Genomic DNA, 26507 nt, shown 5'->3' on the forward strand with positions numbered 1-26507 from the left:
GCAATGAAATTCCTGAAAATTCCTTTTAGCTTGATATCTGGGCTAAGTTTAACTATCTTAATTTCTGGTACAACTTTAATTTCATCACAAGAGCAAGGATTATCAAATCCTCAGTTAAAAACAGATGAAATCACTACAATCAATTGGCAAAATACTCGTCTGCCTAATTGGAATCAAATTACCTTTGCTAAAATGCCTGGTATTGCCGAATCTGGTTCTTTTCAAGTACCAGCAGGTGTGGCAGAAAAGTTGGGATACGACCCTTCGCGTAGTTGGAATGCTGGACAGACACCTGATTCTTACATGATGTTAGGTGACTTTCATGATGCTTTCAAACTTCAAAATTTATCAATAAGTGATATTGCCCAAACTGTTGATTTGGATTTAAGTCAAGTTGATTTAGACAATTTTGGCGTAATGAAATTCCAAACTTTGGAAAGTTTGAGTGATGCTATTCCTGATTTGAAAGATACACCTATTGCTGAAATTAAACCAGTTTTGGATTTATTATCTCAAAAACTAGAAACTTCTTTTGATTCCAATCAACCAATAGGAAAGCTATTGCAACAGTCCCCGCATTTAGGAAAACTACAGTTTGCATCTTTGAACTTAGCATCTTATAGTTTGGATTCTATTCCCGGTTTGGTAACAACACCAATTGGTGCATTTGAAAAATGGCAAGGTGTATATATTAATGAGATTCCTGGATTGGCTGATGTACCTTTCTCTCAATTTCCTAATCCGATTAATGCTGTGGGTGGAAATGTAGGTATTGTTGATATTGCTTTTGCAACCGACGAACAACAGCGCGATCGCACAATTTCTGGTAGTAATAAAGAAGGCTTCACTGTGCCATGTCAAAAAGATTGCGCTCACATAGAATTATCCGGTTCATCTGCGATTTCAGGTAAAGCCTGGGTTAGTGGTAAATATCAATTAGTTAAGGGTGGTAAAGGAATCCTCAGTTCAGTGAATGGCGGTAAAGAACCAACAGGTCGTCATCCCTTTGGTGATGCTTTCAAAGTCGCACTGTGGGATATTTCAGAAGTAGACGGCATGATTTCTCAAGCTTTATTCTTCCGGGTTTGTATGCGGAATACTTTTGTAGATTTAGGCTGTACACCCTATTTTATTGGGCCAGTACCATTCATGACTTTTAAAGAGAAAGAACCTATATTTTTAGGTTTAATTGCCGGAGGAAGCTCTAATTCAGTCTCCATAAGCACAGGATTGAAGAGTACGGGATTTAGATTTAAACAATCTCCTGATAGTTCAACAAATAAGTTGTCTAATTTACTGCCCACAATTAAAGGTGATTGCAAGAATATTCATTCATCAGGAATAAATATCGATGCTTTGATTGCTGCTTTCTCTAGTGTTGAAGAAAATTACAACTTAGTTGGTAATTATGTATGCGACTCATCCGGTAACTGTGGACGTGGGCTGGGTGCAATGCAGTTTATGTCATATCGTCCAGATGTGCGAAAGATTATTTTAAGTAAGTCTGGCGGTGCAAAGTTTCTATCCAGATTGGATGCAGGCGAAAAAGTTACAGGTGAAGATATGATGCAATATTTTTCACCTGCTGAACAACAAACTTTAATTGAAGCTGATATCACCAATTTACTGAACAGCGCATCTCAACAAATCGACCCAACAACTGACAAACCTTTCAGAGGAGAGCGATTAATTGAACGTGCTGCTCAAATGAATTTTGCTGGTGTAGGTATCCCTATCGATACGGCTGTCAGTGATGTGGATGGAAAAATATCAGTCAGAGGATATGGCAACAAAACATCTGCTAAATATTTTCAAGCTCTGCAATTAATGGGTTGTTTTTAAATTATAGGAATCCTGTCTAATTTCTGTAATTTTGGTTTTTCATTACTTGTCATTCCAAGTTATTAGTTAAATCTCAAAAATTGGTTGAAAAAATAAGTCAAAAACCTAAATTTCTGTCAAATTACTAAAATGTTAGTAAATAATGTGCATTTTTATTGCATAGCAGGGGTTCATTTTTATTGCGAAGAGACATTTAGCATAATACGTAATAAATAGCCATAACTTTTAAATAAAAATTTAATCAAATTCGTTTTTCAGTCTCAGAATATTTTCAAAACTTAAATTGGAGTCTTATATGCAATTGAAATTGAATAAATTTACAAACTTAAAATTTTTTAAATATCAAGCAATATTAGCTATTGCTACTATTTTTAGTTTACTTGTTACAGCATTTTTATTCAAAGCCCATATTGCCAATAACAATCGTACAACAACATGGAGAAATGCCAAAGAAATTGCACCACCATTTCTTATTAAAAAAGTCTTATCTTTGAATTCCATAGCTAGGATTGATGACAAATCAGTCAAAGTTATGCAAATCCCATCTCAAGGTGCAGGAGATTTATACATATTTGATTTACGCTCACCTCAGCTTTGTGGTATAGGTGGTTGTCTTTATCTGATTTATCACGAATCCGGTAAGTTGCTTTTGCCCTTAATCGCTAATCCAAACTTACCACCCAAAGAAGAGTTAATGCGTGCTTCAAACACAATAGCTGGTGAATTTCCTTGCTTGGTAGTTACGCAACCGACGTTGAATGAGAACATACTATCTCGTACCAAATATTGCTACCAGAATCAAATATTTATACGGTTGAACGAAGAATTTTTTAGTAGCAAATAAAAGTTAGATTTATATAATACAAGCTAATGAAAAATTTAACTTCAAATTACTCTTTAGGGATTCAAGTACCGTCTGCAAAAGTAGAGACATTACAAATTCAAAGATTGACAGAATTGATGAAATCGCAGTCTGGTCTGGTACTTTTGAGTTGCTTGATTGCCCTTGCTATTTTTCGAGTTCTTTCGGGAGGGAATCGCAAAGGTAAACTTGCTACCAGTTACTGGGGTGGTGGTCGTGAAAAATCTTTGGCTGCACGTAAAGCCAAACAGCAGATATTAAATCCTACGCGCAATTGGGCGGCACTTTACATTGGTACACCTCAACAAATGCGATCGCGCATTGAAAATGAATGGCGTACCGCAGGTTTACTGAAGACAAAACCAACTGTGAATCAAAAATTACACAAATTAATATCGCCTAACTCTACTCTGTACGTTCCTGATGTCCAAAGAGGAATAGCCGTTATAGGTGCAGCAGGTTCCGGCAAGACATTCTCTGTAATCGACCCTTTAATTCGTAGCGCTTTTGACCAGGGGTTTCCTGTATGTGCGTATGATTTCAAATATCCCGCACAGACCAAACGGGCTGTAGCTTACGCTATGAAGCGCGGTTACACCGTCAGAATATTTGCACCGGGGTTCCCTGAAAGTGAAACCTGCAATCCTTTAGATCTGCTGAAAGACGAGGAAGATGCGATCGCAGCAGGTCAAATTACCAGCGTCATTTCACGTAACTTCGACCGTGGGGGTAATACCAGCAGCGATAAATTCTTTGAAGAAGCCGGGGATAGTTTGGTTGAGGGTATTTTACTACTCACCAAGGCAGTTAAAACTCTAACCGGTGATGACAAATATTGCGATCTGATGATGGCGCAAGCAATTTTATCTTTACCCAATCTGCCAGTAAGATTAGAAGCTGCTTCCAAGGACAAGCTGAAAATTTGGACAACACGACCGTTATCTCAGCTAATCAGCGTCAAGGACTCTGAAAAAACTACTGCCAGCATTATTGGAACCGCGCAGCGTATATTTCAGCGATTCCTCAAGAAAGACTTTGTGGGCGCATTCTGTGGTCAGACAACATTACCACTGGACTTGGATGGTAAACAGCTAATTGTGTTTGGGCTAAACAGGAACAACCGTGACATTATCAGTCCACTGCTGGCGGCTATTTTGCACATGATTGTTACGCGCAATGTATCCCGTATCCTACCCAGAAAAGACCCGTTAGTAGTGGCTTTAGACGAACTGCCCACCTTGTATTTGCCAGCCCTTGTTAATTGGTTGAATGAAAGCCGTGAAGACGGTTTTGTAGGGATTTTGGGATATCAAAACATTGCCCAGCTAGAAAAAGTCTATGGTAAGGAACTGACACGGGCAATCTTGGGAGGTACAGCCACCAAGTTTATTTTCAACCCACAAGATCCGGAATCTGCAAAGTTGTTCAGTGACTACTTGGGTGAGATGGAAATTAAATTTAATTCCAAATCGCGCAGTACAGGAAAGGGAGGTGCTTCACACAGCACTAACGAACAGCATCAAAAACGCCATTTATTTGAAGCAGCACAGTTTGCCAAGATGAGTACGGGTAAGGCGGTAATTATCAATCCAGCTTACACTCGCGGCACAGAAGCCTATGTTCCCATATTGCAGACTATGAAAGTTCCGGCTGCTGATATTGCTGAGATGAACTGGTCGGAAGGAAAGTGGGATTTTGTTAGAGACAGACTGATTCAAAACAATTCTGTGCAAATTAGCGACTCTGAACGTTCTCAACAATTTATGGAAAGGCGTGAATTAGCTGAAAAATTATTTCCCATCCCTGAACAATCTAATTCTCTGCCTTCTCCAGAAGAACTTGCCAATGTTTTTTAGGGGTTTTAGGAATGCAATCTTCACAGGTTAATTGGAGTAAACAAGTTTCGTCTGTCTTAGCACGTTATCCGCAGTGGCAACACATAGTTATTGAGGCATCGAATAAGCCTTTCTTCGATGTAAATTATTGCCCAGAGACTATAGAAATATTTGACCAGTTTGGCTTATTAGCAGGTAGAGTATTGAATTCTATTTCTTATGAAAGCACTCGTAATTCTCTCGATAAAAGTGAATTTATTGCTTGGTTATTTGATGGAGAACTTGGAGCTTTTTACGTAAATGATGAGGTAGTTATCAATCGACTGCAATTGTTGACAGAAGTTGGCGGAGGTTATCACCATGACTGATATATTTAAGGTTGCATCTGGAGAAGCTGCTGCCATTCAAAGGCATTACGAACAAATCATAGAAGTTTTGTTGCAAACTTTACTCAATGCCAAACATGATAATCAGCGCCAAGGATTAAAAATATTTGATGGTAACAGACTTGTTTATGGACATGATAAAAATCAATTTCGTGATGAAGTTTCGGGATTATCAGGACAACTTTTAAATCCTCAAATCATTGTCCAGCTACAACAACTGCGTTCTGCAAGAGTGGGAGGTATGGTAGAAGGAGCGACTAATAAAACAGTTGAGTTAGATGGACGCATTGTTTTGCAATCTGATGAACAGGGTAGGGTAATTATTAATAATTTATTACAGCCTGAAGTAGTTAAATCTACAAACAATCACCAGACGCTTGATGCGGACGAGTCTATCAACCCTGAAGTAGTCAAATCTACAAAAAATTACCAGATGCTTGATGCGGACGAGTCTACCAATAGAGATAATCTAATAGAATTTACTAATCCTGAATTGTTAGGTAATAATTATGATAAAGAAGTACAGGAATATAAAGACTTCTCCAATAATCCAGGTTCAACACGAGTAATGCAATCTCTTCAAGCTTTAGAAGATAGCCCTTTAAAAAATTTACTAGCTAATGAAATTGTCCAGCTACAAGCAGAAATAAAAGCATTACGACAACAGCAAAATGTGTATCAAACCTTAATTGAAAAAAGGTTACAACAGTCGCAAAATCTTTCCTGGTGGCAGCAATCAATTAATAATGTCTCACTTGTAGTAGATAGTGTGAATTATGCTGTGAAGATGGGGATTAAAGAATTTAAACAACATTCAGAACAATACCGAATTGCAACATCTTTAAAAACCTTATTTCATACTCAGACACATCCAGGAGCGTTAGAATACCAAGCGACTCAATACCAAATCTCTCGTGATGGTTCATTGTATAAAATTACGGAATCAGAAACAGGCAAACTTTTAATGCAGTTTCGTTCTACAAATTTGGGTGTACGGGTGGAAGCTAGAAATTTGGAACCTACACATGTTCAAGATATTAATGCTTTAATGCGATCGCTTAAACGCCATGAACCTATTCCTGCTTCCTTTACTCCTGTAGGTAAGCAAGAAGCTGAGTATTTTGCTCGGATAGATAAGATTACTAATGCGCTTGTGCAATATGCGATCGCTCACCAAAGAGATGTAGAAATTGATGGCGTATTCTCTTATAAATGGCAAGCAACTACCAATGGAAAAGTGAATATTTATGCTAAAGATGGACGTGGAAGTGTATTAGAAAAATCTGAGGGACAACTCAAAAGTTCTATGAGTGAGCGAGATTTAATTTATTTCGAGCAAATCTTACCCAAATTACAGCCTGCTTACCAACGCCAACAGGAATCAACAGCATTGCGATCGCCTACGGTAGAACGTAGTCCATCGCCAAAAATTAACAGTAATGAATTAGAGAGATAGCCATGAACCTATCCCAATTGAATCTATTAATTGACTCTGGCATACCTATAGTCTGCATAACCGCTTCAATATCAGAGCGTATGACAGTTTTAAAGCAAATTCACCAGGAATGTGCAATTAACAGAAATCTCCCTCTTTATTTATGGAATGCTGGTTGGGGATGTTTTAAACAAGTCCAATTTGATTCTGAGCGTTGTGTAACTTTTCCAACTGTAGACTCCAGTAAATTACAGCCTCGTGATGATGCAATCTTTGCAGCTTTTGATGATTTATTAAATTCTGAAATCAATGGTATTTTTATTTTTGAAAATTTGCAATCCTTAATTCAGCAAGATTCAATATCATATCTGAAAAATCATGCAATTAAAATAACATCGCAAATAATTAATATTTATTATGAATTAAAAAACACCAATAATCCAAAATATTTAATTATTTTAGCAATGGATGATGTGGAACTACCACAGTCATTGACTCAGTTGATTCCAAATCTCTCTACACCGTTGCCTTCACATGAGATCATAGATGATTTTATTAGGAAATCTTTATCCCAAAAAATAACCGATTTACCAAATAATTCTGATTTATCTGTTTTGGTAAATGCTGCTTCTGGTTTAACTCTTGAGGAAATACGTTCTGGATGTGCAATAGCAATTAATTCCTGTCCAGAGTTTCATAGTAATACAATAGCCCTACACTTACTAGATTATAAAATTAACCGCTTTCGTGCTTTCAACCTAAACTTCGTTTCTCACTCAAACGTAGCTGACTTTGGTGGTTTAGATTTACTCAAGAAGTTTCTAGAAAATGTCAAGCTAGATTTTGCTCCCGAAGCACGATCTGCCAATATTCCCCTTCCAAAAGGTTGCTTACTAGTGGGGCCACCGGGGACAGGAAAGACTCTGGCGGCGCACGTCAGTGCCAAAACTTTAGGATTTCCCCTTGTGTGTATGGATACCGCAGCAGTAGTGAGTGGTAGTGCAACTCATCTCAAACGCTTGCTAGAGCGTATAGAAGCTTGCGCTCCCGTTGTGCTTTACTTTGATGAATTGGATAAATTGTTTGCAGCATCCACTCCTTCAGGTGAAGATATTGATTCACGCCGAATCTTGGGAACCCTGCTCACTTGGTTGCAAGAAAAACAGAGTGCTGTGTTCGTCGTAGCCAGCCTTAACCGACTCGATGCACTACCACCAGAATTAACCAGGGTTGGCAGATTTGATGAAATATTCTACGTCGGCTTTCCTCAAGCGATAGAGCGAAAAGAAATTCTGATGATGCACCTAGCGAGATTTGACGAACGATACCGCAATGGTGGCGATCGCCTGACTGAGAAAGAATGGCGGATTCTTCTCAACAAAACCATCAACTGTAACGGTGCTGAACTAGCACGAATGGTAGAAAAAGCAGCGCGTGCATTATTTCATCAGGGACGGGACATTCATATTGGGTTGTCAGAACTGTTGGAACAAAGGGAAATGATAGTACCACTCTACGTCAGGGATACCGACAGAATACTGGCTATAGAAAATCGAGCCAAGTATATTTGTCAACCCGCATCGACAAAAGACTCTTCGGTTTTTGCTCCAGCGATTACTACATATTGGGGAGAACCGTGTGTTCACAGTTAACCGTAACAAGCGATCGCTTATCTACAGTTAATCAACTACTGTTCAAACTCAAACAAACCTAAGAGGATTCGCTGTTACAATACGACCAATCCGCTCAATTAAACGAGACACACCGCTTATGATTACTCAAATGATGGTTCAACCCTCATTCTGGGTAGAATCTGGAATCAAACTCACTCAAGTTAGGAACATATATTTATTTAAATTTACTGAAGAATTACAGTCTCGGCTTGAAGAACTGTCTGAGAAGAAAAAAGCCGGATTGCTAACTTCAGAAGAAGATGCTGAATTGGCAGGCATATTGGAACTTGATAGAATTTTTACCTTGCTCAATGCCAAAATTATTTCTGAATCATGACAGTCAATGATGCCACTAAAAAATTAGTCAGACAAAGAGCTAAATTTCTTTGCGAATACTGTCATTCTTTAGAAGAAGCAAGTGCCGCTCTATTTTCTATTGACCATATTGTTCCACAATCACTTTCTGGTTCAGATGACCCCGATAATCTAGCGTTAGCTTGTCAACGTTGTAATGGATATCGTTATAACTTCACAACTGGAATTGATCCAGATACAGGTCAGATGCTACCTCTGTTTAATCCACGTCAGCAAAAGTGGTATGAGCACTTTATTTGGTCAGCAGATGGTCTAAAAATTATTGGCATTACTTCCACAGGACGCGCTACTTGTAATCGTTTAGACCTCAATGATGAACGTCATAACGAAGGATCTATCGTCAAAGCACGTCGTCTTTGGATCAAAGGTGGTTGGCATCCACCGGATGAAGATCCGCGACAAGTATAAGAAAGTCAACCTTGAGTTGAGGTGGCTTTAATTCCTCTTCAAAGCAGAAATTTAAAAACTGTTACCTACTAGATAACAACTTTGCAACTCTAAAGCTAATGCTCTCTTTAGCACAAGCTTTCAAAATAGCAGTAGCTCGTCTATTTCCCTTATTTGCAAAGTACTCCCATATAGATAACCAATCATCGCAGCTGAGAGTATATATCTGTTTAATGCCGTCTGAAGCAGGAATAAGACATTTTACAGGAGATGGCGACAACTTTAATTGTGCAAGAGTTTTTGCTTTTTTGGGAGAATCTTCCAGCAACCAATTCGGGTTACATTGAATGCAATTCAAGCCTTCATCATAGCCAATGCGATATTCTCCTGATGGCATGGCTAAAATTTCTAAAGTCATGTTGTTGTCTAATTTTATTTGAATTGGCTTGGCTGATACAATTTGATAATTCCTACTAAAAAATCTAGGGTTTGGTACAAGTGGCTCTCTATTTTGTACATCGTTATTTGTCAATGCTTTGATTAGTTCTTTCCATTCATTACGACTCAAAGATAACGGATGTTGCTCTAACTTATCTTCTTTTAGGAGTTGGTGTAAATAAGTCGCTACTGTAGGTAATGTATGACCTTGAATTATGACTTTACTAGGAATTTGTACAGGTATTACTTGCAAATTATTTGACTGGACAAAATTTTTGACATTTCCTTTAGATTGCCCAACAATCAGGGCCATTTGCCTATCACTCATGACCTTGATACCGTTTACTAATTCATATGCTGCCCAAGAGTGGTGCTTCCACCACCAGCGAATATTAATTGTTTTTGGTATCTGTGGAGCAATATTTTCTGAAATTTTAAAACTTTCTGTTTTTGTATGGTTTATTGTTGTTTCTGGCTTTATGGCTGTGGATAGATTCATAACCTGTCATCCTTAAATTGTAGAAAACCTATTTTATAGGCTTGCTCTATGCAGTACTAAGTCTGCATATTTTTAATATTGATACTCATAGTTAAGAAAAAATTTAGCTTTTGCCTCTAAGCAATTAATTGCTGTGAGTAAGCATGAAATTCACAAATATAAATAACTGTCTCGTTAAGCGAAACTTATTTAAGAAAAATTTCGTTAGTGCATTCAAATCTTTAATTTTCGAGTTCAATTAAAGATATTTTTTCCCAATTCTACAAACCTGGCTATTAACTACTAAATTGTTTTTTGTCCAATTTATAATAGTCGTGGCCGATGTTTGTTTTAAGCATAGCTTAACAACTGCTTATTACTAGTATAGGCAAATAAGAAAAATCGAAAATTAAAAAAATATAAAAAAATAGTTTTTAAATAAATTACTTATACAACGTAAAGAAAACATCTTGATTTTTCTATCATAAAAAATATTTCATTTCCTGTTTAAATTTATATTTTATGTATGCCTAATTGAATCTAATAAAAAATCTCACAAAAGTGAGATTAGTTGAAAAATAATTCCGTGGTTGGCGGTATTAAATAAGTAAATATCTATTATTTATAGGATTCATATTTGATTTTTGAAAAAAACTCAGTATACTTTGATTCCTTATTCCCTGTTCTCTGTTCCCTGTTCCCTCCCTACGCAAATAATTTCAGGAATCAAAGCGGATTCCTATAGATAGGACTATTATTTTATTTTTGTGAAGCTAGGTACACTTTTATTCCTTCTTCCCTGTTCCCGTGTTATCGCGCTTGCACTGCGCGTAAAGCCTGCGGCATAGCTACGCTTAGGGCGTAGCCGACGCACCAGAAGCGCACCAAGCAAATAATTTCTGCGAATTAAATCGGATTACTATATATTGTAAGAATTATGTCTATGTTATTAGCTTCTTGCTTGTTACCTTGTTTCAAGTAAAGGTCTTTGGCTTGAGCAAGTGATTGTCTACCAGCCTGCTTGTTGTTTTGACAAATTAAGCTCATTCCTTTTCCCTGATAACCAAAAGCTAATTTAGAGTTTAGAGCGATCGCTTTTTCAAAGTATTGTAGAGCAGTTTTGCAATTAGCTTGACGACGCTCTGGATTGATTCTGGCTATTTCTGGCATATCGGTATTCATGATTTTGTAGCCCCAATCAACATAATCGGTAGCAGTTTCTAGTCGCCTTGGTTGTGGCGACATATTTGATGTTGGTTTGAACCAGATGTATAGTCCCCCCAAAAATCCCAGCGCTGCCATTCCCAGCAGATATGCCACAGGGTTAAAAGTAATGAAAAGAGAATGTAACATCATTTCCCTTCGTTCGTCATCCCAACGTGACATAGCTTGTATCTCCCTGAAGTTCTTGCAACTGTCGATTCCAAGAAGTTCTCGGTTCTAACTGTTTGGCATGAGATATATATCTCTGAAGTGTGATTGCTGCTACCTTGGGCATAGCTACAATTACTGTGGGTACGTTTTTGAGAAATTCTACAGGTGCAGGTGCGTTTTCGCTGTCAGATACTAAATATAGAGTTCTCTTTTGATGAGGAGCGTTTAACGCTGCTAGGGACATAGCTTCGATAGGTGTAGAAACTAACATTGCCATGATGGTGGGGCTGTTGAAGTTTCCACCCATACTCAAGTGAAACCAACCATGCTGAGATATTAAGCGTCGCCTACTGCAAAAACTAAAAGCATCACCAGTAGCTCTAGGCGGGTGCAAATATGCTCCCGTCACCTCAGAAGAAAGACTGCGGGCTAAAAATACTGCGTTACCTGTACTATCTGCATATATCAATCCACGCTGGTACAGAGTTTGTACCAATTTTTGAGGAAGAGAGCGATCGCGTGTTAAGTATCGCTCAATTTCCGTCCACCGATTGCGATCCTCTTTTGGCGCTACAAATATAGATGGAGGAACCTGCTGGGCAATACTTAAAGCTTCTCTTCTGGCGTGGTGAGTAACCGCAGCCAGCATTTCTTCTTCCCCAAAGCAATCGCGCAACCAGACAACTGCATCATCGAAAGTACACTGGTTAACGTGCATTACCAACTCCAACGCACCTTTGCCAATGCTGTTGTGCAAATCATCGTGAAACGAAGAGTTGCTAATGGCGATCGCGTGATGGTTTGACAACCACTTACTCTGATTGTGCTTGTCTTGATTTAACCCCAGTTCATCAGCCACAGATTCCAAGGGTAAATCTTGTAAAACCTTCATTTCCTGGCGTAGAGCAAGTAATTCTTTTTCTAAACCAGCCCTGAGTTTTTCGCTTCTTAATGCCGTTTTCTCTAATTCGGCTTTTTGTTTGAGCAAGCGAGTGCGATCGCTCAATTGGTAGTTGATCAGCTCTAGCTTTGGACTGAGAGTTTCAATCATCCGTTCTCGATAGGATTCACTTGCTTCATGTATTCGAGGTTTAGGCAGATAGCTTTCTAAATCGAGAATTTCAGAATCGCTCTCTACTCTGGCGTAATATTTCTTAACTGAGGTGTAGGTAGCAGCACTACCCTTAATGCCACGGGAAATACCTAAATGTGCAACAGCATCAGCAAAACTATCTTGCAGTTGGGATAGCTTTTCTCTAGTGCCAAACAATGCACGACAGTTGAGCTTTCCATTTTTGTCCAATGGCACAATGTAAGCATGAACGTGGGGTGTAATTTCATCTAAGTGTAATTCAGCCCTCAGCAGGCGATCGCCCCAAGCAGAACACAACCATGTAAGTGTTGCTTGTGTAAAGTTTTCCAAACGCTGTTTATCCTGTGTCCCCGCCTGAAAAAGTCCTTCAGGACGAAAATACTCAGCACTGGCACTCAGTACCATCTCCACTGCCAAAACAGCATTCGAGCGGATTTTCTGCAACCCGATTTTGTCTTTCACCAAGGCTACTAAATTGGCGTTGTCAGAATTACCAAAGAGCGTAACATTTGTTACTTCTGGGTTGGCATTGAGTGTGTTTCTTGCTCTGGCTGTGTGAGCTTCATTGCCCCCTAGCAATCCCCAGCTTTTAATTTTTTGTATTCTACAGACAGCTAGCGACATAACACTGGCGCGTGATGTAAGTACTTTGTGGATCAGCTGTCACGCTTTTAATTCAAACAAATATTTTTTTCAATCTCTTGTGGGGGAACCACTGCTTTTCAAGGGTAGGTTTTTCAGATTTGACCAATTTTTTGGGTTTTAAAACCAAAATCATCGTCTGAGACCTGAAAACTTTGTTCAATAATTGAAAATATTCTCAATTATTGCTCGGAAAATTAAATACCTATCCTTGAAAGAGAACCACTGCACCCTTCTGACTTGTAGCAAGTAGCGTTAGGACAGAAAGCCCGCCCTGACGCTGCAAGTTGTATGCCCGACAGCTGACATCAATTACATAATTTCATTGGATGTAATTATCACATTACGGTAATAAAAATTGCAATAAAATCTACCTTTAGTCTTACGTATTAATAAAAATCAGGGTCAATTTTTTTATTAAATTTCTGTGTATTTTAACTGATAACATCGCTGTTATAGTTGCTATAGATAGTTACAATTTGCAATACCATATTTGCAAAAATAGTGTAATTATACACAAAATTATTTTTCCGCCTAGTTGCTGTAATTCCTGCCAGACAATGGTTTCAGTATTTTTATCTTGGTTCTGGTAGATAAGTAACTTAATATAGCTTGGATCTATTTTTATACAGACTGATTTACTGCTATCTGGGGTAGTAGAGAATCTGTCTGTTGTTCAATGGCAAGGCTTTATCAAAAGTTAGTTACTAAAAGAAGAAAGTAATATTTGAATTTATGGACAGCTTAGTTGAGTTAGTGGACGTTCAACCGCAAAATATTTATTTTTCATTGATAAGTAACGCTAATAATCATTCCTGGTTGCTCACGAGAGGAATTTTCAAATTGGTAGATAGGATGAAATCCAAGTTTTCTCAGGGTAAACAAAATAATTTTTGGGAATTTCTCTGCCACCAATTGTGTAGTGAGTTCACAATTTTAATTATGAGTGCCCGAAAATTTTTTTCGTTTTTTAATCTGGACGGTACACATCATTTTTTATTGAAGGAAACTTTGAATTATTTTTATGTGCTGATATTGAATATACAACTAGGTAACATGAGCCTCAAAGTCTTGCTGTCAAGCTTTTACAGATTTTTCAAGGAATTTATTTTGAGAGGAGCTAACTGGAGCCAACTTTTGCACGCGAAAAATGCTAAATCCATAAGTCTCATTAATCATTAAGCTCCAAATGTCTCCACATACAGCATGTAAAAATTAATTTTGATTGATTTCCATGAAAAGAAAGACTGCAACTGTCAATAATTTTGACTCTACTCCATTAGTTATTATTGCTCTGGACTTTGGGGGGAGCGGTACCAAAGGAATTTATTCTCTGTATGGAGGTTCAGAAGCGCACTCGATGTTTATGGAACCGGAAGTAGGAGATATAACGCAGGATTCCATTAAAACTCATGAACAAAATTTGATGGGAGATACCGATCCAGAGAACCGGGCGTGGGTGTCTGTTAATGGTCAGACAAAGGCGGTAGGATATTTAGCTCAAAATAAGTACTACGCTAATGCAGGACTAGTTGAGTTGAAGTACGAGCGGGCGATTTATAAAACTTTAGCAGCAATTTGGGTAATTAAAGAAAGACTCCGGTTACCACTCAAAATAAGAATTGCACTCTCTGTTCTGTTACCGCCTGGAGAGTTTAAGAACAAAGTGGAATTTGAACAATTACTACGTACTTATAGTGCAGACTATTTGGCTAGTGGTGTGACGATGCAGGTAGAGTGCGTGATGTTCAAATGCTTGCCAGAAGGTGCAGGAATTTATTTATCTCACCAAAGGCGCATGGGAGAGGTATTGAAGCAGAAAGTGTGTGTAGTAGTGATGGTGGGCTTTCGTAATACGTCGGTCTTGATTTCCTATCGGGGTATTGTTTCCAAGGAAGGAAAAACTTCTGACTTAGGGATGGTAAGGATGCTAGAAAAAGTAGTCACTGCCACTTCAGGCCAAACTGTAGAGCGCTTGACGAGAGCGATCGCCCAAGCAGGATCTGAGATTGATACTCGTCCCCTAGTACGAGTGTTGCGTTCTCGAAGTAGGGAAGGGCGCACATCTGAATTAACGACAATTGTAAACGCGATTAAAATTGCCCGATATGAATACGTTACAGCCCTTACGAGTTGGCTGGATCAGGTTGTGCCACTGGATGTAGAAGAAATATTATTTTGTGGTGGCACTGCGGATTACATAAAAAAAGAATTGAATTCGCATTATCCAGCTACACCTTGCATATTTACTGGTGTTTCGGTTCCCAAAAGCTTAGATAAGCACTGTCTTGCCAGTCGTTTGGCGGATGTCTACGGAGCATTTTTATATTTTGACGAAAGAGTGAAACAGCATTTTGCTCGTCATGCTGAGGTTGTCAGCCATGTCTAACCAGGCTCGGATGAATTTTCGGTGGCGCTATCAGCCGCGCAACAAGATGGATGCTTTAATGCTCGATTACATTGCCACTAGTAGTGTTACAAGTACTACAGAGATGATACTGCTCGCCCTACGAGCATTCTGGTTACCATTGGCTATTGCTTCATCAGAATGCGACGAAGCTACTAAACAAAGAGTAGTCAGTGATGCTAGCTATACTTTGCTACACCAACTCACGCAAATTTACAGCGCAGCAGGTGTATCTAATTCTCATAATTTACTTTTGACTTTTAATACAGAGCGATCGCCTTTATCAACTGACTCTAAATCTAATACTCACGCCGTAAAAACTCCTCCCACTATAGAGGAACAAAAAGAGATGATAGGAAGCTTTGATTACGACATCAATTCTTTTGAAAACTGGTAAGTCAGTTCACTACACCAATTCACCAAATAGGTGAGAATTTTTTTTCCAATTACTACTTGAATCACTAATTAATTGGCATTATGAACTTTACAGCACAAACTCCCAATCCTGAAAAAAGAAAAAGAGGCAGACCAAGAAAGAATGCTAATAATTTTGCTAGTGACAACCTTAACCAGTCATCAAACTCCAAAGTAGAAAATGATGTTATGTCTACAATCAATGAAAATCTCAAAATAGAAGATGTCGCTTGGGAACGAGAAATAGAAGATAATTCGATTCAGTTAGAAGGTGATATCCAAGACTTGGATGTCGTAGATCCTAGAGAAGATTTATTCCTAGAAGTAGAAAATGTTGGTAATCCTGCTATATTCCTTGAAGCTGAAGCAGATTTAGCAGCCAATAAAAATCCAGATGAGTTGCAGCTAACAACATCTGTTGATGGCAAAGTTAGCCTAAATGATGCCAAAGTTAATCTAAACAATCCAGAAAAAACATTTAAACTATCTACCACTATTCACATTGTAGATGGAGAGAAAGGAGGCGCAGGTAAATCTTTTTTATCTAGAGCATTTATTGAATATTGCGCTGCCATTGGTCATGATGTGGTAATTGTAGATGCGGATACAAGTAATCAGGATATTGTCAATATTTACGACAATGTAGAGACTGCATATTTCAGCGATGATGACAAGTTAGCTAAAGAGGCAGACACAATTTTTGACTTGGCACTTGAAAACTCAGTAATTGTAAACTTGCCTGCTCAAGTTTACTCAAAAGTGACTAATTGGATAAAAGATAACGATCTGACTGAAATAGGCAAGGAAAATTCGATTAAATTCGTTAAATGGTTTGTGTGTACCGGTGGGGTTGATTCCGTAAATTTCTTCCTCAAGTCTTTAGAAGATTTGGGAGACAGTATGCTCCATGTATTCGTGAGAAATTTGGGATTGTGCGATGACTGGAAATATATTCAGGAGATGCCAGAGTTTGTAGCCGCTCAAACTAAATATAATTTTATCGTGATGGACTTTCCCAAGTTTCCCTTTTGGGAGCGTAACATGGTTGACCGATTGGGAGTGACTTTTGAAGCTGCGATCGCCCATCCCGATCTCAAGGTAATATCAAAGCAACGAGTCAAGAACTTCCTCAAAGAAGCTTATGCAGCCTTTGCCGGTACGGGGTTAGTGCAATGACAAGCAAAGAAGTAGATAGATTTGACGAAGATTTTTTTCCCACCCCTACTGACCAACCAGCCGTACCTTTGACTCCCGATAAATTGCTAGCCGAAGCCTTGCAGGGAAAAAGCGAAGCCTTTAAGCGCCGAGTCATGGATTTTGCCCTTAGTAGCGGTCTATCCCAAGACGACCCTTTATTCTTAGTGTTAGTTGCTACCGGACAATTAGAAGCAATGCTGAAAGATGCACCCGACACTTTGCAATTGCTGTTCAAGAATTGGAATCGGGACTTAGCTCGTAACTTGGAACTAGTGGAACACGTAGCAGTCGAGCGGCAGAAGGTTGCTATAGACCGCGCAGCCCACGCCCTCATTCACAAAGCACAGCTAGCAGAGGGAAGACAAATTCTCACCGCCGTATTCCCTGCCGCCCTCTTAATGTTTTTTATCCTGGGTATGGGCTTCATTATGGGACTGAGCGTCCCACCTTTGATTACTGGGATACTGGGTGGAGGATATACAGATGTACAGTCAAACCTCTTGACTTGGAATCAATTGGAGGCAATGAATTGGGCGCTGTCCAAAGAGGGGAAGTTTGCCAAAAATTTAATTGACTGGAATAAAGGCTACCTAGAAAATGGAGAATGTCTCAAGGATGTCCAAAAGTTAGGGATCGTCTTGTCACAATACGGACGTAAGGCCAAGTCAGGGCATTGCCTTATCTGGGCTACCCCGCCGGAGAAGCGTAAGTTTGTTGAGTGAACGCAAACAATAAAGTTCTAAACTAAGACGTAAACTCGTAAACTCAGATGTAAAGTTGTAACTAAGTAAGTCGGTAATTGCACCCAACTATGTACTTTATGTAAATAGACTTGACAAATGACTAAGGACAAAGCGCAAAGTCTGAGCGGAGGTTTCCTCCGTAGACGCGAAGCGGCTTGCCGCAGGCATCAGAACTTTGTAAGAATGACAGCCGTCGTCAGTTATCAATTGCGCCGACTTACTTAGCTATAAGAATTTGCTTAATTCAGCATTTGGCTAAAACTCTTCCCCCTCTTCTTGCCAACCGCTTTCTCTCACCTGTTGTTTTTCTTCTATAAGTGCCTTTTTCTCCTGCTCTTCATTAGGGTCGTATAAGTCATCAAGACTTACATACCCTTCACTGAGCAGTTCTTCAGCAGTCATCGATGCTACTAGCTGGTATCTACTTGTTTTTGGTTGCTTAACCATCTGCTTCGCCTCTTGTGCGATACCAACTCCTATTCTAATTTGTATTCACCGAATTTTAGATTTTGCATTGAAAATTCAAAATTTAAATATATTCCAGAGCAAGTGAATTTATACTCGCTCCGCGAGAAGCAAGCTACGTGGAAAAAATCAAAAATTATTTCACTTATTCTGCGGAACTGAGTTCTTCACAAAAGTTTTTAATAGTGCCTAATATGCTTATATGACTCTAACGCTAAATCATTTTGATACAAAAACTAAGCAAGATACAGGGGTAAAAGAAAAACTTGAGAACACACTTGCTGAATATTTATTTCCAGGTGTGCAGTTTAGCATTGGTACAGCTTATCCCGAAGCTACAGTACCGGAAGATTTAGGAGAGCATAACGGCATGACTCTACAATTTTCGGCAGGTAAGAGGATGTTTTTTGCCAACAACCCTACTGTCCGCCAACAACTTTACCCCAACCCTTCAGATGGAGCGGCTTACCCTTTACCTTTCACACCCTGCCGAACTTTTCAAGAATTACGAAACGTGAGAATTCTGGTAATTGATGATACGACCGGAGAAAATGGCGGTGTCATAGCCAACAACGATGCCAAAATGTTGGTCGGTGATTGTAAAGGTTTAATAGATAAAGATTTTGCTCAAGCCCATAATATAGAACTGCGTGCTTTTCAGTTCAGACTTGGTATCAAACCCCAACAAGAAAGTCCAGAGATGCGAATTGCTAAAGGCACGCTTGCACCTGCAAGGTTAGATAAATTTGGAGAGTCTTTTTTTAGAATGGGCGGCAGTCTAAAAACAAGTAATTTGCGTACTAAAACAGGCTACGACATGGTACTGGCAACCTCTTCCTTTAAAGGTAGAAAAGGAGAAGATGCCATTAAGCCAGGAGAATATATGCTTACCATTGGTTTGGGTGTCAAAGCAGTGGCTCAATATCGGGAACACAGTTTAGGAACTCAGATTTTAGTCAATTATCCTCAAGCAGTGAAGCAAGAAATATTGCCCATTATCAAGCAGCAAGCAGAAAAACTAGCTCAAGACCAAAAAGACCCCAGGCGATTGGCACTGCGATATGTTGAAACTTACGAACGCCGCAAAGCTTTATTATCTAAAATCATAAGTATTGAAGCAGATATAGAAGACAAATTTGCCATATTCGATACTTTAAGCTCGGGTAGTGAAAGCGGAGACATCCAAGAAAGTGAATCTTTAGAGCAAGAACCAAAAGATTTATTAATGTATTCGTTATTAAAAACTGACTTAGAGAATTATTGCCAGATTATTGAACATCCCAAAATCATCGCTGAACTTCAAAATTTTGTGCGTAAACAATGGGTTGAAATTGCCACTGGACGCTCTATCAAATTTACATCTGGTCTGGCTCAACCAAGTTTAGATTTACAGAGTGATGAAATCTGTATACCTTATATTCAAGATGGAGAAGAAATTATAGTTACTCGTTCGCCATTGATTAACTCGAATGGTGTCATTACTTTAAAAAACAAGCATCTGCCAGAAATGCTAGATGGTTGTGTCTACATACATCCTAAAACTGCAATGGAAAATATGCAGTGTGATTTTGATGGTGATTTACTGGCTTTTGCTCAAGCTAAAGACTTTCCTCAGCTAGCAGCAGAAGTGAAAGAAAAAAACTTGCCAGAAAATCGTTATCCCGATATCGTCAAGAAAGCTAAAGTTCCTTATCAAGGTACGTTTGAGGAAATTGCTGTATCAGCAATGGAGAATAAAATTGGGATTATTGCTAATGAAATTCAAAAAAATGTAGCACTGCAATGTGAAATTGATGCACTACCCCACCCAGAAAAAAATAAATATCTGAGTCAAGTATCGGCGCATTTAGGAAAGGTACTGGCTAAACACCAAGCAGGTAAATTACAAATTCCAGATAAAATACTTCAGCAGATAAGTCAAGTTACTCAACTACAAAGTGCGCCTATAGATAATAATCAAGTCGAAAATCAATTGCAGTTAATCCAAAAATTATTGAAAGATTGCCTAGCTGAACTAGGTAATGAGCTACAAGTAGCGGCTGATGGGCCAAAAAGTGCTTTACGACCTGAAGATTCTATTATTCAATACTGTCAGACTATAACGGCTTACAAAGAAATCGAGTGGTTGGCTGATAAAAAAAATCCAGAGGCTTTTACGAATAGAAGTATGAAGACTAATGGCTATAGTCCGATTGATTTAATGATTAAGCAGACAAATCAAATTTTTGAACCAAATCAACTTGTATCTCAACCCATTGAAACTTTTAGAAACTTGTATCCAGGAGTTGAATATACCCCTGTTCAGAAAGAGTATGCTCAAGAGATAAAAAATAATTATAACTTATTAGTTAAACAAGAAATTGAATTAGAAGAGCAGAGAAAGCTAGAAATAGGCCCATATATGGTAATTACTTCTCCAACTAGCGGGAGAACATTAGAAATTACTAATTTAATTACCTATGAACCTGCTAAAAACCCAGAGTTTTGGAAAACTACAGAAATAAATATTCAGATAAAATCGAGGAAACCGACTCTTAAAATGCCACATCATTTGTTGGCTTGTATTAAATACAATACCTCTGATGGAGCAGAGACAGTTGTACCAATTGGCACAATTAGTCTTAAATCAGTTCAAGAGCATAATCCACAGCCAGGAATGATAATTAATCAAGGTAGTATAAAATTTAATTTTGGCATTAGTGAGGGTATGATAGATGCCTTAAAACAGCAAAATCAAGAATATATAGAATCTATCAAAAATAATCTTCCGGCAGTAGAAAAGTTACAGTTAGCAGCAGTTATTCACGATGTAAGTCATACAGAAGAAAGTAAAAAATATTCTGGTTTACGTCGAGCTAGTGTAGCGTTTTCTCTGTTCAACGATGAGGTATTAGCTCAACTGAAGCAGTTACAATTTACTAATATGAGAGTAATTGGAACTCAGTTTAATGAATGTGCTAACAGAAATTTTAGAGGTGAAAAGGTTGCCATTAAACTTGAGAATGCTGCTCACCCCCGCGACCCATGCCTGACTGCTCGTTGGATAATAGTCGAAGGTAGAAAACTTGGTACTATTGATGCTCGTTCTCCTCATCTGCTTCCTGGATGTGAAGCGATCGCTGCTATTACTTCCTCTCCTAGTACTAGTGTTATTGTCACAAGTTTAAAAAATTCCCATCATAAGTTACAGATTGATAATATTAATAAATATGCTTTAGCTGCTCATCAATGGCAAGGAGAGCAAGCTAATATAACTCTGGAAGTGCAGCGAAAAGACCCTCACCAAGCACCAATAGTTTTTGCTAAGATTGGAAATCAAATATTAGGAAGTTTAAACAAACAATCAGTAAGTTTTTTGCAAGAAAGATTAGCGAGGGTTGGTAGAGAAATTCATGGTTTTACGATTGTTGGTACTGTTAGTCATGCCCCTGCTAGTTATGTAGATATCGTCATTGATCCCGCGACTGTTAAGTATCCAGAAATTCAAATAGAAGAACAAGTTAGTCAAAATTCGCGTAAAGACAAAGTAGCTGTCGCATCTCCTAAAAAGCAAGAAGAGATTGAGCATAAAATTGCCACTGTCGTATTTTTTGAAGCCCCGGTTGACCAAGCACATCAAGCTAAAACCAATATGGTTATGTGTAATATGGTAAAGCGTGCTGTTGACCGAGCAATTGAGCGAGGTTGTAATACAGTTCACTTTGTGAATGCTTCACCATACAAGTCAGAAAACTCCTCATCAGTTTTGCTGACAATTCAACAACTGGCGCTTGCGCGAGAAGATATTAAAATCGACTTATCTACCGCAGCCAATGTAAAAATTGCTATGCAGCTTTTAAAACAACCGGATGATATCGTTATTGGTGTCAGCAGCATAGAAACATCTGGAATTATTAACTATGCAGATCATCAAGGAATACCTGTGGCAGCATACATTCCAGAAAATGGAGAGTTTGATAGGCGTAATTTACCCCAGAGAGCGACTGCAACTCAGAAGGCCGTTACAGTAAAAACAAAAGATTTAGAATACGAACGCTAGGTCATACAATTTTACGAAATACTTGATACAAATTATTAGTCTTTAATTATTTTCCCCTGCTCCCTACCCCCTTGCTGCTATTTGTATCACTCTTAAAGTGAAACGGTATCAGTTTTTATTTAGCCCCATAATTGAGGAGCCTGCAATAAGAAACGCTCCGCAAGGGAAATCATTCTGAGACAGCATTAATTGCAACTAGACTCACAAAGAATAATTTTTATAAAAATAATTAGTAATAAAGTTTCAAAAAGCTTCTTGATATACTTCAGTCAAAGTATCATGAAATCCCCATCCCATTCCTGATGTATTTTCCATAATCTTTCGACAACGCTGTTGAAAGATATCTTTTAAATTGGATTTGATAATAATTCCTACAGCCTGCTCATATACCCCTTCCATACTGAGATAGAAAGGCTCATCAATATCCCCATAAGCCTTGGTAAATTTGACTCCTTGCTCTACATAAAAAAGCATGACATCAATCAGAGCAGCATCGGTTTTACAGATTTTTTTGTAGTCAGAAATAGCTTTTTTAGCCACAGACAGTCTAGCTTTACCCAATCCACGAGTGGGAAAAAACTCCGATTCAATAATTTTTTTGTACTTGGTAGCAATTTCTTTATCTTCTTGGGGATAGAGCTTAATTTGGTAATAATCTTTCACTGATGGGAACTTTTTAAAGAGTTCGGCAATGTCTGAAATCAATTCTTCTTGAGAACAACTTTTGAGATATTGTTTGAGATGGGTGAGATTTATTTTTTGCTGTGTCATTTTATGCATCAGTCAGGTACATGAGAATTGACAGATCCTAAAATAATTAACTCACTCATAAGCGTGAATTTGAAAAAATTAATTCTGGGTTATTCATCAAAGTTGATACTAAAATTAACTCCTAATACCTCTTCTATGCGCCGTAAAGTTTCGATTGGCAAAGCTTTTGTTTCTTCAGCTTCTATTTTGTACCAATTCATAGTTGTCATGGGAATTTGACGGCATATTTCAGCTAAAGAGCGCTTATCGGCTTCTCTTGCTTGTCTAATTCTCTTTCCCAGACTGGGGATTTCTACATCTATCGTTCTTCTAACTTTCATCAATTCCTCAGCCCTTCAACTCTCCTCAACTATAAATTGTCAGTTTGTCCGAAATCGTAAACCATAAGTTTATAGTTTATGGTAAGGTATCAAAGATATCAAATGATAGTGACTTTTTTTTGAAGCTAGGGGGGGTAGAAGTATGAGCGAGATGTCCAACATCTCCAGTGAGAGGAACCTGCTACCCCCCAATAGTGACTTAGAAGCCAACCAGACTACACCAGTTGAAGTAATTAGTAGCTCCGAACTTACCACAGAAGAGTGGAGCGATCGCATATTTTTAGAAAGGCAAGTTGAACGAGCATTTTACATAGCTGCTAAAGCATTGAAAGCACTACGAGATAGACGTTTGTACCGTTCGACTCACTCAACATTTGAAGATTACTGTCGTTCCCGGTTTGGCTTCACTCACCGCCATGTGAACTACTTGATAGCTGGTTCTTTTGTGGTTGACAATCTCATGGGAACCAATGGTTCCCAAATTAAAAACTCAAATGAAATGGGAACCAATGGTTCCCAAATTGGGAACTCAGATGAAACGGGAACCAATGGTTCCCAAATCTTACCAACGAGCGAACGCCAAGTTAGACCTTTGGTTCCCTTGAAACCAGAACAACAACGTCAAGCTTGGCAACAGGCAGTAGAACTTGCTGGTGGTAAAATTCCCTCTGGTCGTATTGTTCAGGATATTGTGGACAAAATTCGAGAAAGAACCAAATTGCCTAATCCTTACCGCCTTGGGGAAGTATGTACTCTACTGCCCAAAGACAACCCAGAACTTAAAGGCAAGAGTGGTTGTTGGGGTGTCATCACTCATGTTGGGGACTATAGTTGCACTCTGGAGACTTGGGATGCTGAGTATACCGTGAAAATAGAACATCTCAAGTCCTTAGAACTGTTAGACAATGACTGCCAATTTATGCAACAACTGTGTGCGCGACTGCGGCGGCTGCACGAAATTGAAAACCGAGATATTGCAGTAGATTGGCTTTGCTTAGGGTTAGGGAAACAACCCAAGCCGTACCTTTCGCCGTTACAAGAAAAATTGCTGGCTGATGTGGAACAAGAGTACGGACTCCATTAGCCAGCAATAACTTTTGCCCTGCTAGTAGAAGTTTGTAGTGTCATTTCACTTAGTACCCGTGCTACTTCCTTTGGCTGGGATGTTAACTTGGCTTTGAGCTGTGTCCGCAGAATCGCCAATCGCTGGTAATGACCATTCACCTTGTCTGCAATCCCTAAACGTCGCGCTGCGGTACGAATGCGAGGCTGGGGCAGCTTTTCTATTAAAAGCGTTAGGGATTCAGTGTCAATATTATCTGTTATACTTGGCGCGGTGCTGTCGGCTACTGGAATTGATAGGGATTCTGGATTATTTACAGGTTTATTAGAAGCGGGTGTTGTAGTTTTATCTATCACTTGCTTGTGGTTTACCTGGTATGCCGTATTATTTTGTTGCTGAGTGCAAGCATTCCATAGCTTTACTAAACCTGCAAAGAAATCAAGTATCATCAAGATTGCATATAAGGTGGCGATCGCCAAAATCGCATTTGTCAAAAAGTCTTGAGTATTTTGCATTTTCTGTGTCTCCAATAAAATTGCGTGAAGTGTGTGCTGACTTTTTGTAGTTCTTTTCCCGTCAGGGGTTGCACATCTTTCAACACCCCCAGCTACAAGCTAGAGGTGTTACTGATTCTAGAAATGCTCAAAAGTTGAGGATTCTGGTTGAAACGCGATTTCTATCTGGTAATCTCTGTCATGCCAGCCAAGCAGATACCAGTAATTTTCTGAATACGATGGTGGTAAATTACAGGTACGGTCAGCCTCGCCTAACTCAAACCAATATAGTGTTAACCTATCGCGCTCCTGCATCAAAAAGTCAATTTCACGGTCGATGTCTGTGGTGATATTGCACATTTTATCGATCAATGGCTATTTAAATTTCATTCCTCAGCAGCGCGTAAGCGTTAAAAAAGCAAGCCACTGGTATTTCACCAATAGCTTGCACACAGACTAAAAGCTACATCTACTAACAATAAATTTCCTCATCACACTCCGGAGAAATTATTTCAACAAAATTCTCTACTCTTCTCCATGCTGTGTATTTTAGGAAGAATAACGAGACTCTTAGGAATAGCTATTGTGTAGATTTTTCAGTATTGCTATTAGCTCGAAATATTCTATTTCTGGAGATTTTGCTGTTCTAAAATAGAGGCGAAAAGAACCATCTCCATATTTTTTGAGGTCTTGTTCGCTAAAGTGGATTTCTTGCCGTTGCAGCCATTTGATAACACTACTGTAAAATTCAGCTAGGAATAATGCCGGAAAGTAAATCCTGCCTGTTTTTGCCCCAGTTTGTATATGAGTGACTACCTGAAATTGTGGTGACACTAACACTTCTGCCATATAAACGCTCACTTGAATCGTTTTAATTTTTTTAGCCGTAAGGCTTGTGGCAGGCTGCAAGTGAGAGCGATTCTCTCAAGAAGTAAACTTATATCTCAAGGAATCAGGAGTAATAGCAAGTATCTATGTAGAAACTCTTGATTAAATTAACTCTAAACTTACTATATTCTGACTATAATTAGCGACTAATATAAATAATTTTAGCCATCGAGAACCTAGTAAAATTTCCTGGATTTCATCTCCAGCAAATACAGGAATTTCCCACTCTTGATTATCTATTATTACCCTACCAATATAAACATCAAATTCAGTTTCTCCTTGAGCAGTTCTTAATTTATTTTGACGCAAAAAATCCCAATCAAGACTTTGTACATCTTGTTTGTTCATAGCTAAAAATTCAGTAAATCCTGTATCTAACATTGTTTCTACAGGAAAACTGAAGTCATCCCCTCCAATTAAATCAATTTCAAAGTAAACTTGACCTTTATCTCCAAATCTCCCCTCAATCATATTCTGCCACTAACTCCGGTTTCATTAATGCCAAAAATATGATGAATCATATTAGGATATTTTTCTCTGGCCATTTTACTTGCTACCTCTTGATCCCGATCAATAAAATAATCACCACTATCAGGTTCAATGGCAATATACCAACCATAGTATTTATCTAGTATTTCTGGTTTTAAACGCTCAAAAATCACCCAACAACGCTCATAAAATGCCTGTCTTCTGGCTTTTTCTTCAGCTTTTTGTGCTTCTGTCCATTGAATTTCCGGAAATACTCTCCCACGTCTGACAATTCTTTCTGGTGAAGAGTGTGTCATATTTTTGACCTCATAAAAATTTATTTTCCTGATTTTATTATAAAATATCTGAATGATTTTAGAGCGAACGCTCGGCAATCACAAGTTTTTAAACTTATAAA

The 26507-nt window shown here is 38.5% G+C and carries 25 protein-coding genes; 14 read left to right on the forward strand and 11 right to left on the reverse strand.

Annotation, left to right across the window (positions count from 1 at the left end):
• Window positions 1–3: 3 nt before the first annotated feature.
• From H6G08_RS19430 to H6G08_RS19465, 8 genes are all read left to right on the forward strand, one after another.
• Entirely contained in the window at window positions 4–1842 is a 1839-nt protein-coding gene (locus H6G08_RS19430) for a hypothetical protein (protein ID WP_190545867.1), read from the forward strand.
• Between the two features lie 295 nt (window positions 1843–2137).
• Window positions 2138–2686, forward strand: coding sequence for a histidine kinase (locus H6G08_RS19435; protein ID WP_190545869.1), 549 nt, complete (start codon window positions 2138–2140; stop codon window positions 2684–2686).
• Window positions 2687–2712: 26 nt separating this feature from the next.
• Window positions 2713–4560, forward strand: a complete 1848-nt coding sequence (locus H6G08_RS19440; protein ID WP_242046208.1) for a type IV secretory system conjugative DNA transfer family protein — start codon at window positions 2713–2715, stop codon at window positions 4558–4560.
• A gap of 11 nt (window positions 4561–4571) precedes the next feature.
• Complete coding sequence (locus tag H6G08_RS19445; protein ID WP_190545871.1) at window positions 4572–4907, forward strand: hypothetical protein; 336 nt, start codon at window positions 4572–4574, stop codon at window positions 4905–4907.
• Window positions 4900–6381, forward strand: a complete 1482-nt coding sequence (locus tag H6G08_RS19450; RefSeq protein ID WP_190545873.1) for a hypothetical protein — start codon at window positions 4900–4902, stop codon at window positions 6379–6381. Before H6G08_RS19445 ends, H6G08_RS19450 begins: the two co-directional genes overlap by 8 nt.
• 2 nt (window positions 6382–6383) lie before the next feature.
• Window positions 6384–8012, forward strand: coding sequence for an AAA family ATPase (locus tag H6G08_RS19455; protein ID WP_190545875.1), 1629 nt, complete (start codon window positions 6384–6386; stop codon window positions 8010–8012).
• Between the two features lie 118 nt (window positions 8013–8130).
• Entirely contained in the window at window positions 8131–8370 is a 240-nt protein-coding gene (locus tag H6G08_RS19460; RefSeq protein ID WP_190545877.1) for a hypothetical protein, read from the forward strand.
• The gene (locus H6G08_RS19465) at window positions 8367–8816 is read left to right on the forward strand and encodes an HNH endonuclease (protein WP_190545879.1); all 450 of its coding nucleotides are present in this window, start codon (window positions 8367–8369) and stop codon (window positions 8814–8816) included. Before H6G08_RS19460 ends, H6G08_RS19465 begins: the two co-directional genes overlap by 4 nt.
• A 61-nt stretch (window positions 8817–8877) precedes the next feature.
• Here H6G08_RS19465 and H6G08_RS19470 read toward each other — a convergent pair whose 3' ends face one another.
• From H6G08_RS19470 to mobV, 3 genes are all read right to left on the reverse strand, one after another.
• Window positions 8878–9732, reverse strand: a complete 855-nt coding sequence (locus H6G08_RS19470; RefSeq protein ID WP_190545881.1) for a hypothetical protein — start codon at window positions 9730–9732, stop codon at window positions 8878–8880.
• A gap of 885 nt (window positions 9733–10617) precedes the next feature.
• Window positions 10618–11097: a hypothetical protein gene (locus H6G08_RS19475; RefSeq protein WP_190545883.1), complete on the reverse strand. Its 480-nt coding sequence runs from the start codon at window positions 11095–11097 to the stop codon at window positions 10618–10620.
• Window positions 11081–12802, reverse strand: a complete 1722-nt coding sequence (gene mobV / locus H6G08_RS19480; protein WP_190545885.1) for a MobV family relaxase — start codon at window positions 12800–12802, stop codon at window positions 11081–11083. The genes H6G08_RS19475 and mobV overlap by 17 nt, the downstream gene beginning before the upstream one ends.
• 1252 nt (window positions 12803–14054) lie before the next feature.
• Between mobV and H6G08_RS19485 the strand changes: the two genes are divergently transcribed.
• The 4 genes from H6G08_RS19485 to H6G08_RS19500 all read left to right on the forward strand — a co-directional run bounded on the left by H6G08_RS19485 (window position 14055) and on the right by H6G08_RS19500 (window position 17560).
• Window positions 14055–15209, forward strand: coding sequence for a ParM/StbA family protein (locus tag H6G08_RS19485; RefSeq protein WP_190545887.1), 1155 nt, complete (start codon window positions 14055–14057; stop codon window positions 15207–15209).
• Window positions 15202–15624 (forward strand): hypothetical protein, encoded by a 423-nt coding sequence (locus tag H6G08_RS19490; RefSeq protein ID WP_190545889.1) that lies wholly within the window; start codon window positions 15202–15204, stop codon window positions 15622–15624. Before H6G08_RS19485 ends, H6G08_RS19490 begins: the two co-directional genes overlap by 8 nt.
• Window positions 15625–15830: 206 nt before the next feature.
• Window positions 15831–16817 carry a P-loop NTPase family protein gene (locus H6G08_RS19495; protein ID WP_242046209.1) on the forward strand — a complete coding sequence of 329 codons (987 nt, stop codon included), beginning with the start codon at window positions 15831–15833 and terminating at the stop codon, window positions 16815–16817.
• Window positions 16814–17560, forward strand: coding sequence for a DUF6753 family protein (locus H6G08_RS19500; protein WP_242046210.1), 747 nt, complete (start codon window positions 16814–16816; stop codon window positions 17558–17560). The genes H6G08_RS19495 and H6G08_RS19500 overlap by 4 nt, the downstream gene beginning before the upstream one ends.
• Window positions 17561–17836: 276 nt before the next feature.
• Here the strand turns inward: H6G08_RS19500 and H6G08_RS19505 are convergent, their stop codons facing one another.
• Window positions 17837–18028 (reverse strand): hypothetical protein, encoded by a 192-nt coding sequence (locus tag H6G08_RS19505; RefSeq protein WP_190545893.1) that lies wholly within the window; start codon window positions 18026–18028, stop codon window positions 17837–17839.
• Between the two features lie 220 nt (window positions 18029–18248).
• Between H6G08_RS19505 and H6G08_RS19510 the strand changes: the two genes are divergently transcribed.
• A complete protein-coding gene (locus H6G08_RS19510; RefSeq protein WP_190545895.1) occupies window positions 18249–22085 on the forward strand; it encodes a hypothetical protein in 3837 nt (1278 codons plus the stop codon).
• Between the two features lie 243 nt (window positions 22086–22328).
• Here the strand turns inward: H6G08_RS19510 and H6G08_RS19515 are convergent, their stop codons facing one another.
• Together H6G08_RS19515 and H6G08_RS19520 are read right to left on the reverse strand one after the other, a co-directional pair.
• On the reverse strand, window positions 22329–22856 hold the full coding sequence (locus H6G08_RS19515; RefSeq protein ID WP_190545897.1) for a DUF6155 family protein: 528 nt from the start codon (window positions 22854–22856) through the stop codon (window positions 22329–22331).
• An 89-nt stretch (window positions 22857–22945) separates the two neighbouring features.
• Window positions 22946–23176 (reverse strand): helix-turn-helix domain-containing protein, encoded by a 231-nt coding sequence (locus H6G08_RS19520; protein ID WP_045873569.1) that lies wholly within the window; start codon window positions 23174–23176, stop codon window positions 22946–22948.
• A 142-nt stretch (window positions 23177–23318) separates the two neighbouring features.
• Between H6G08_RS19520 and H6G08_RS19525 the strand changes: the two genes are divergently transcribed.
• Window positions 23319–24260, forward strand: a complete 942-nt coding sequence (locus H6G08_RS19525) for a hypothetical protein (RefSeq protein WP_242046211.1) — start codon at window positions 23319–23321, stop codon at window positions 24258–24260.
• On the opposite strand, the gene H6G08_RS19530 is transcribed toward H6G08_RS19525, so the two are convergent.
• The 5 genes from H6G08_RS19530 to H6G08_RS19550 all read right to left on the reverse strand — a co-directional run bounded on the left by H6G08_RS19530 (window position 24257) and on the right by H6G08_RS19550 (window position 26406).
• On the reverse strand, window positions 24257–24754 hold the full coding sequence (locus tag H6G08_RS19530) for a hypothetical protein (RefSeq protein WP_190545900.1): 498 nt from the start codon (window positions 24752–24754) through the stop codon (window positions 24257–24259). The genes H6G08_RS19525 and H6G08_RS19530 overlap by 4 nt on opposite strands.
• A gap of 117 nt (window positions 24755–24871) precedes the next feature.
• Window positions 24872–25093: a hypothetical protein gene (locus H6G08_RS19535; protein WP_190545902.1), complete on the reverse strand. Its 222-nt coding sequence runs from the start codon at window positions 25091–25093 to the stop codon at window positions 24872–24874.
• A gap of 210 nt (window positions 25094–25303) precedes the next feature.
• Window positions 25304–25582: a hypothetical protein gene (locus tag H6G08_RS19540; RefSeq protein WP_190545905.1), complete on the reverse strand. Its 279-nt coding sequence runs from the start codon at window positions 25580–25582 to the stop codon at window positions 25304–25306.
• Between the two features lie 141 nt (window positions 25583–25723).
• A complete protein-coding gene (locus tag H6G08_RS19545) occupies window positions 25724–26092 on the reverse strand; it encodes an aspartyl protease (protein ID WP_190545907.1) in 369 nt (122 codons plus the stop codon).
• Window positions 26089–26406 (reverse strand): hypothetical protein, encoded by a 318-nt coding sequence (locus H6G08_RS19550; RefSeq protein ID WP_190545908.1) that lies wholly within the window; start codon window positions 26404–26406, stop codon window positions 26089–26091. Before H6G08_RS19550 ends, H6G08_RS19545 begins: the two co-directional genes overlap by 4 nt.
• Between the last annotated feature and the right edge of the window lie 101 nt (window positions 26407–26507).

The organism is Calothrix anomala FACHB-343 (assembly GCF_014696435.1).
GTDB lineage: Bacteria > Cyanobacteriota > Cyanobacteriia > Cyanobacteriales > Nostocaceae > Aulosira > Aulosira anomala_A.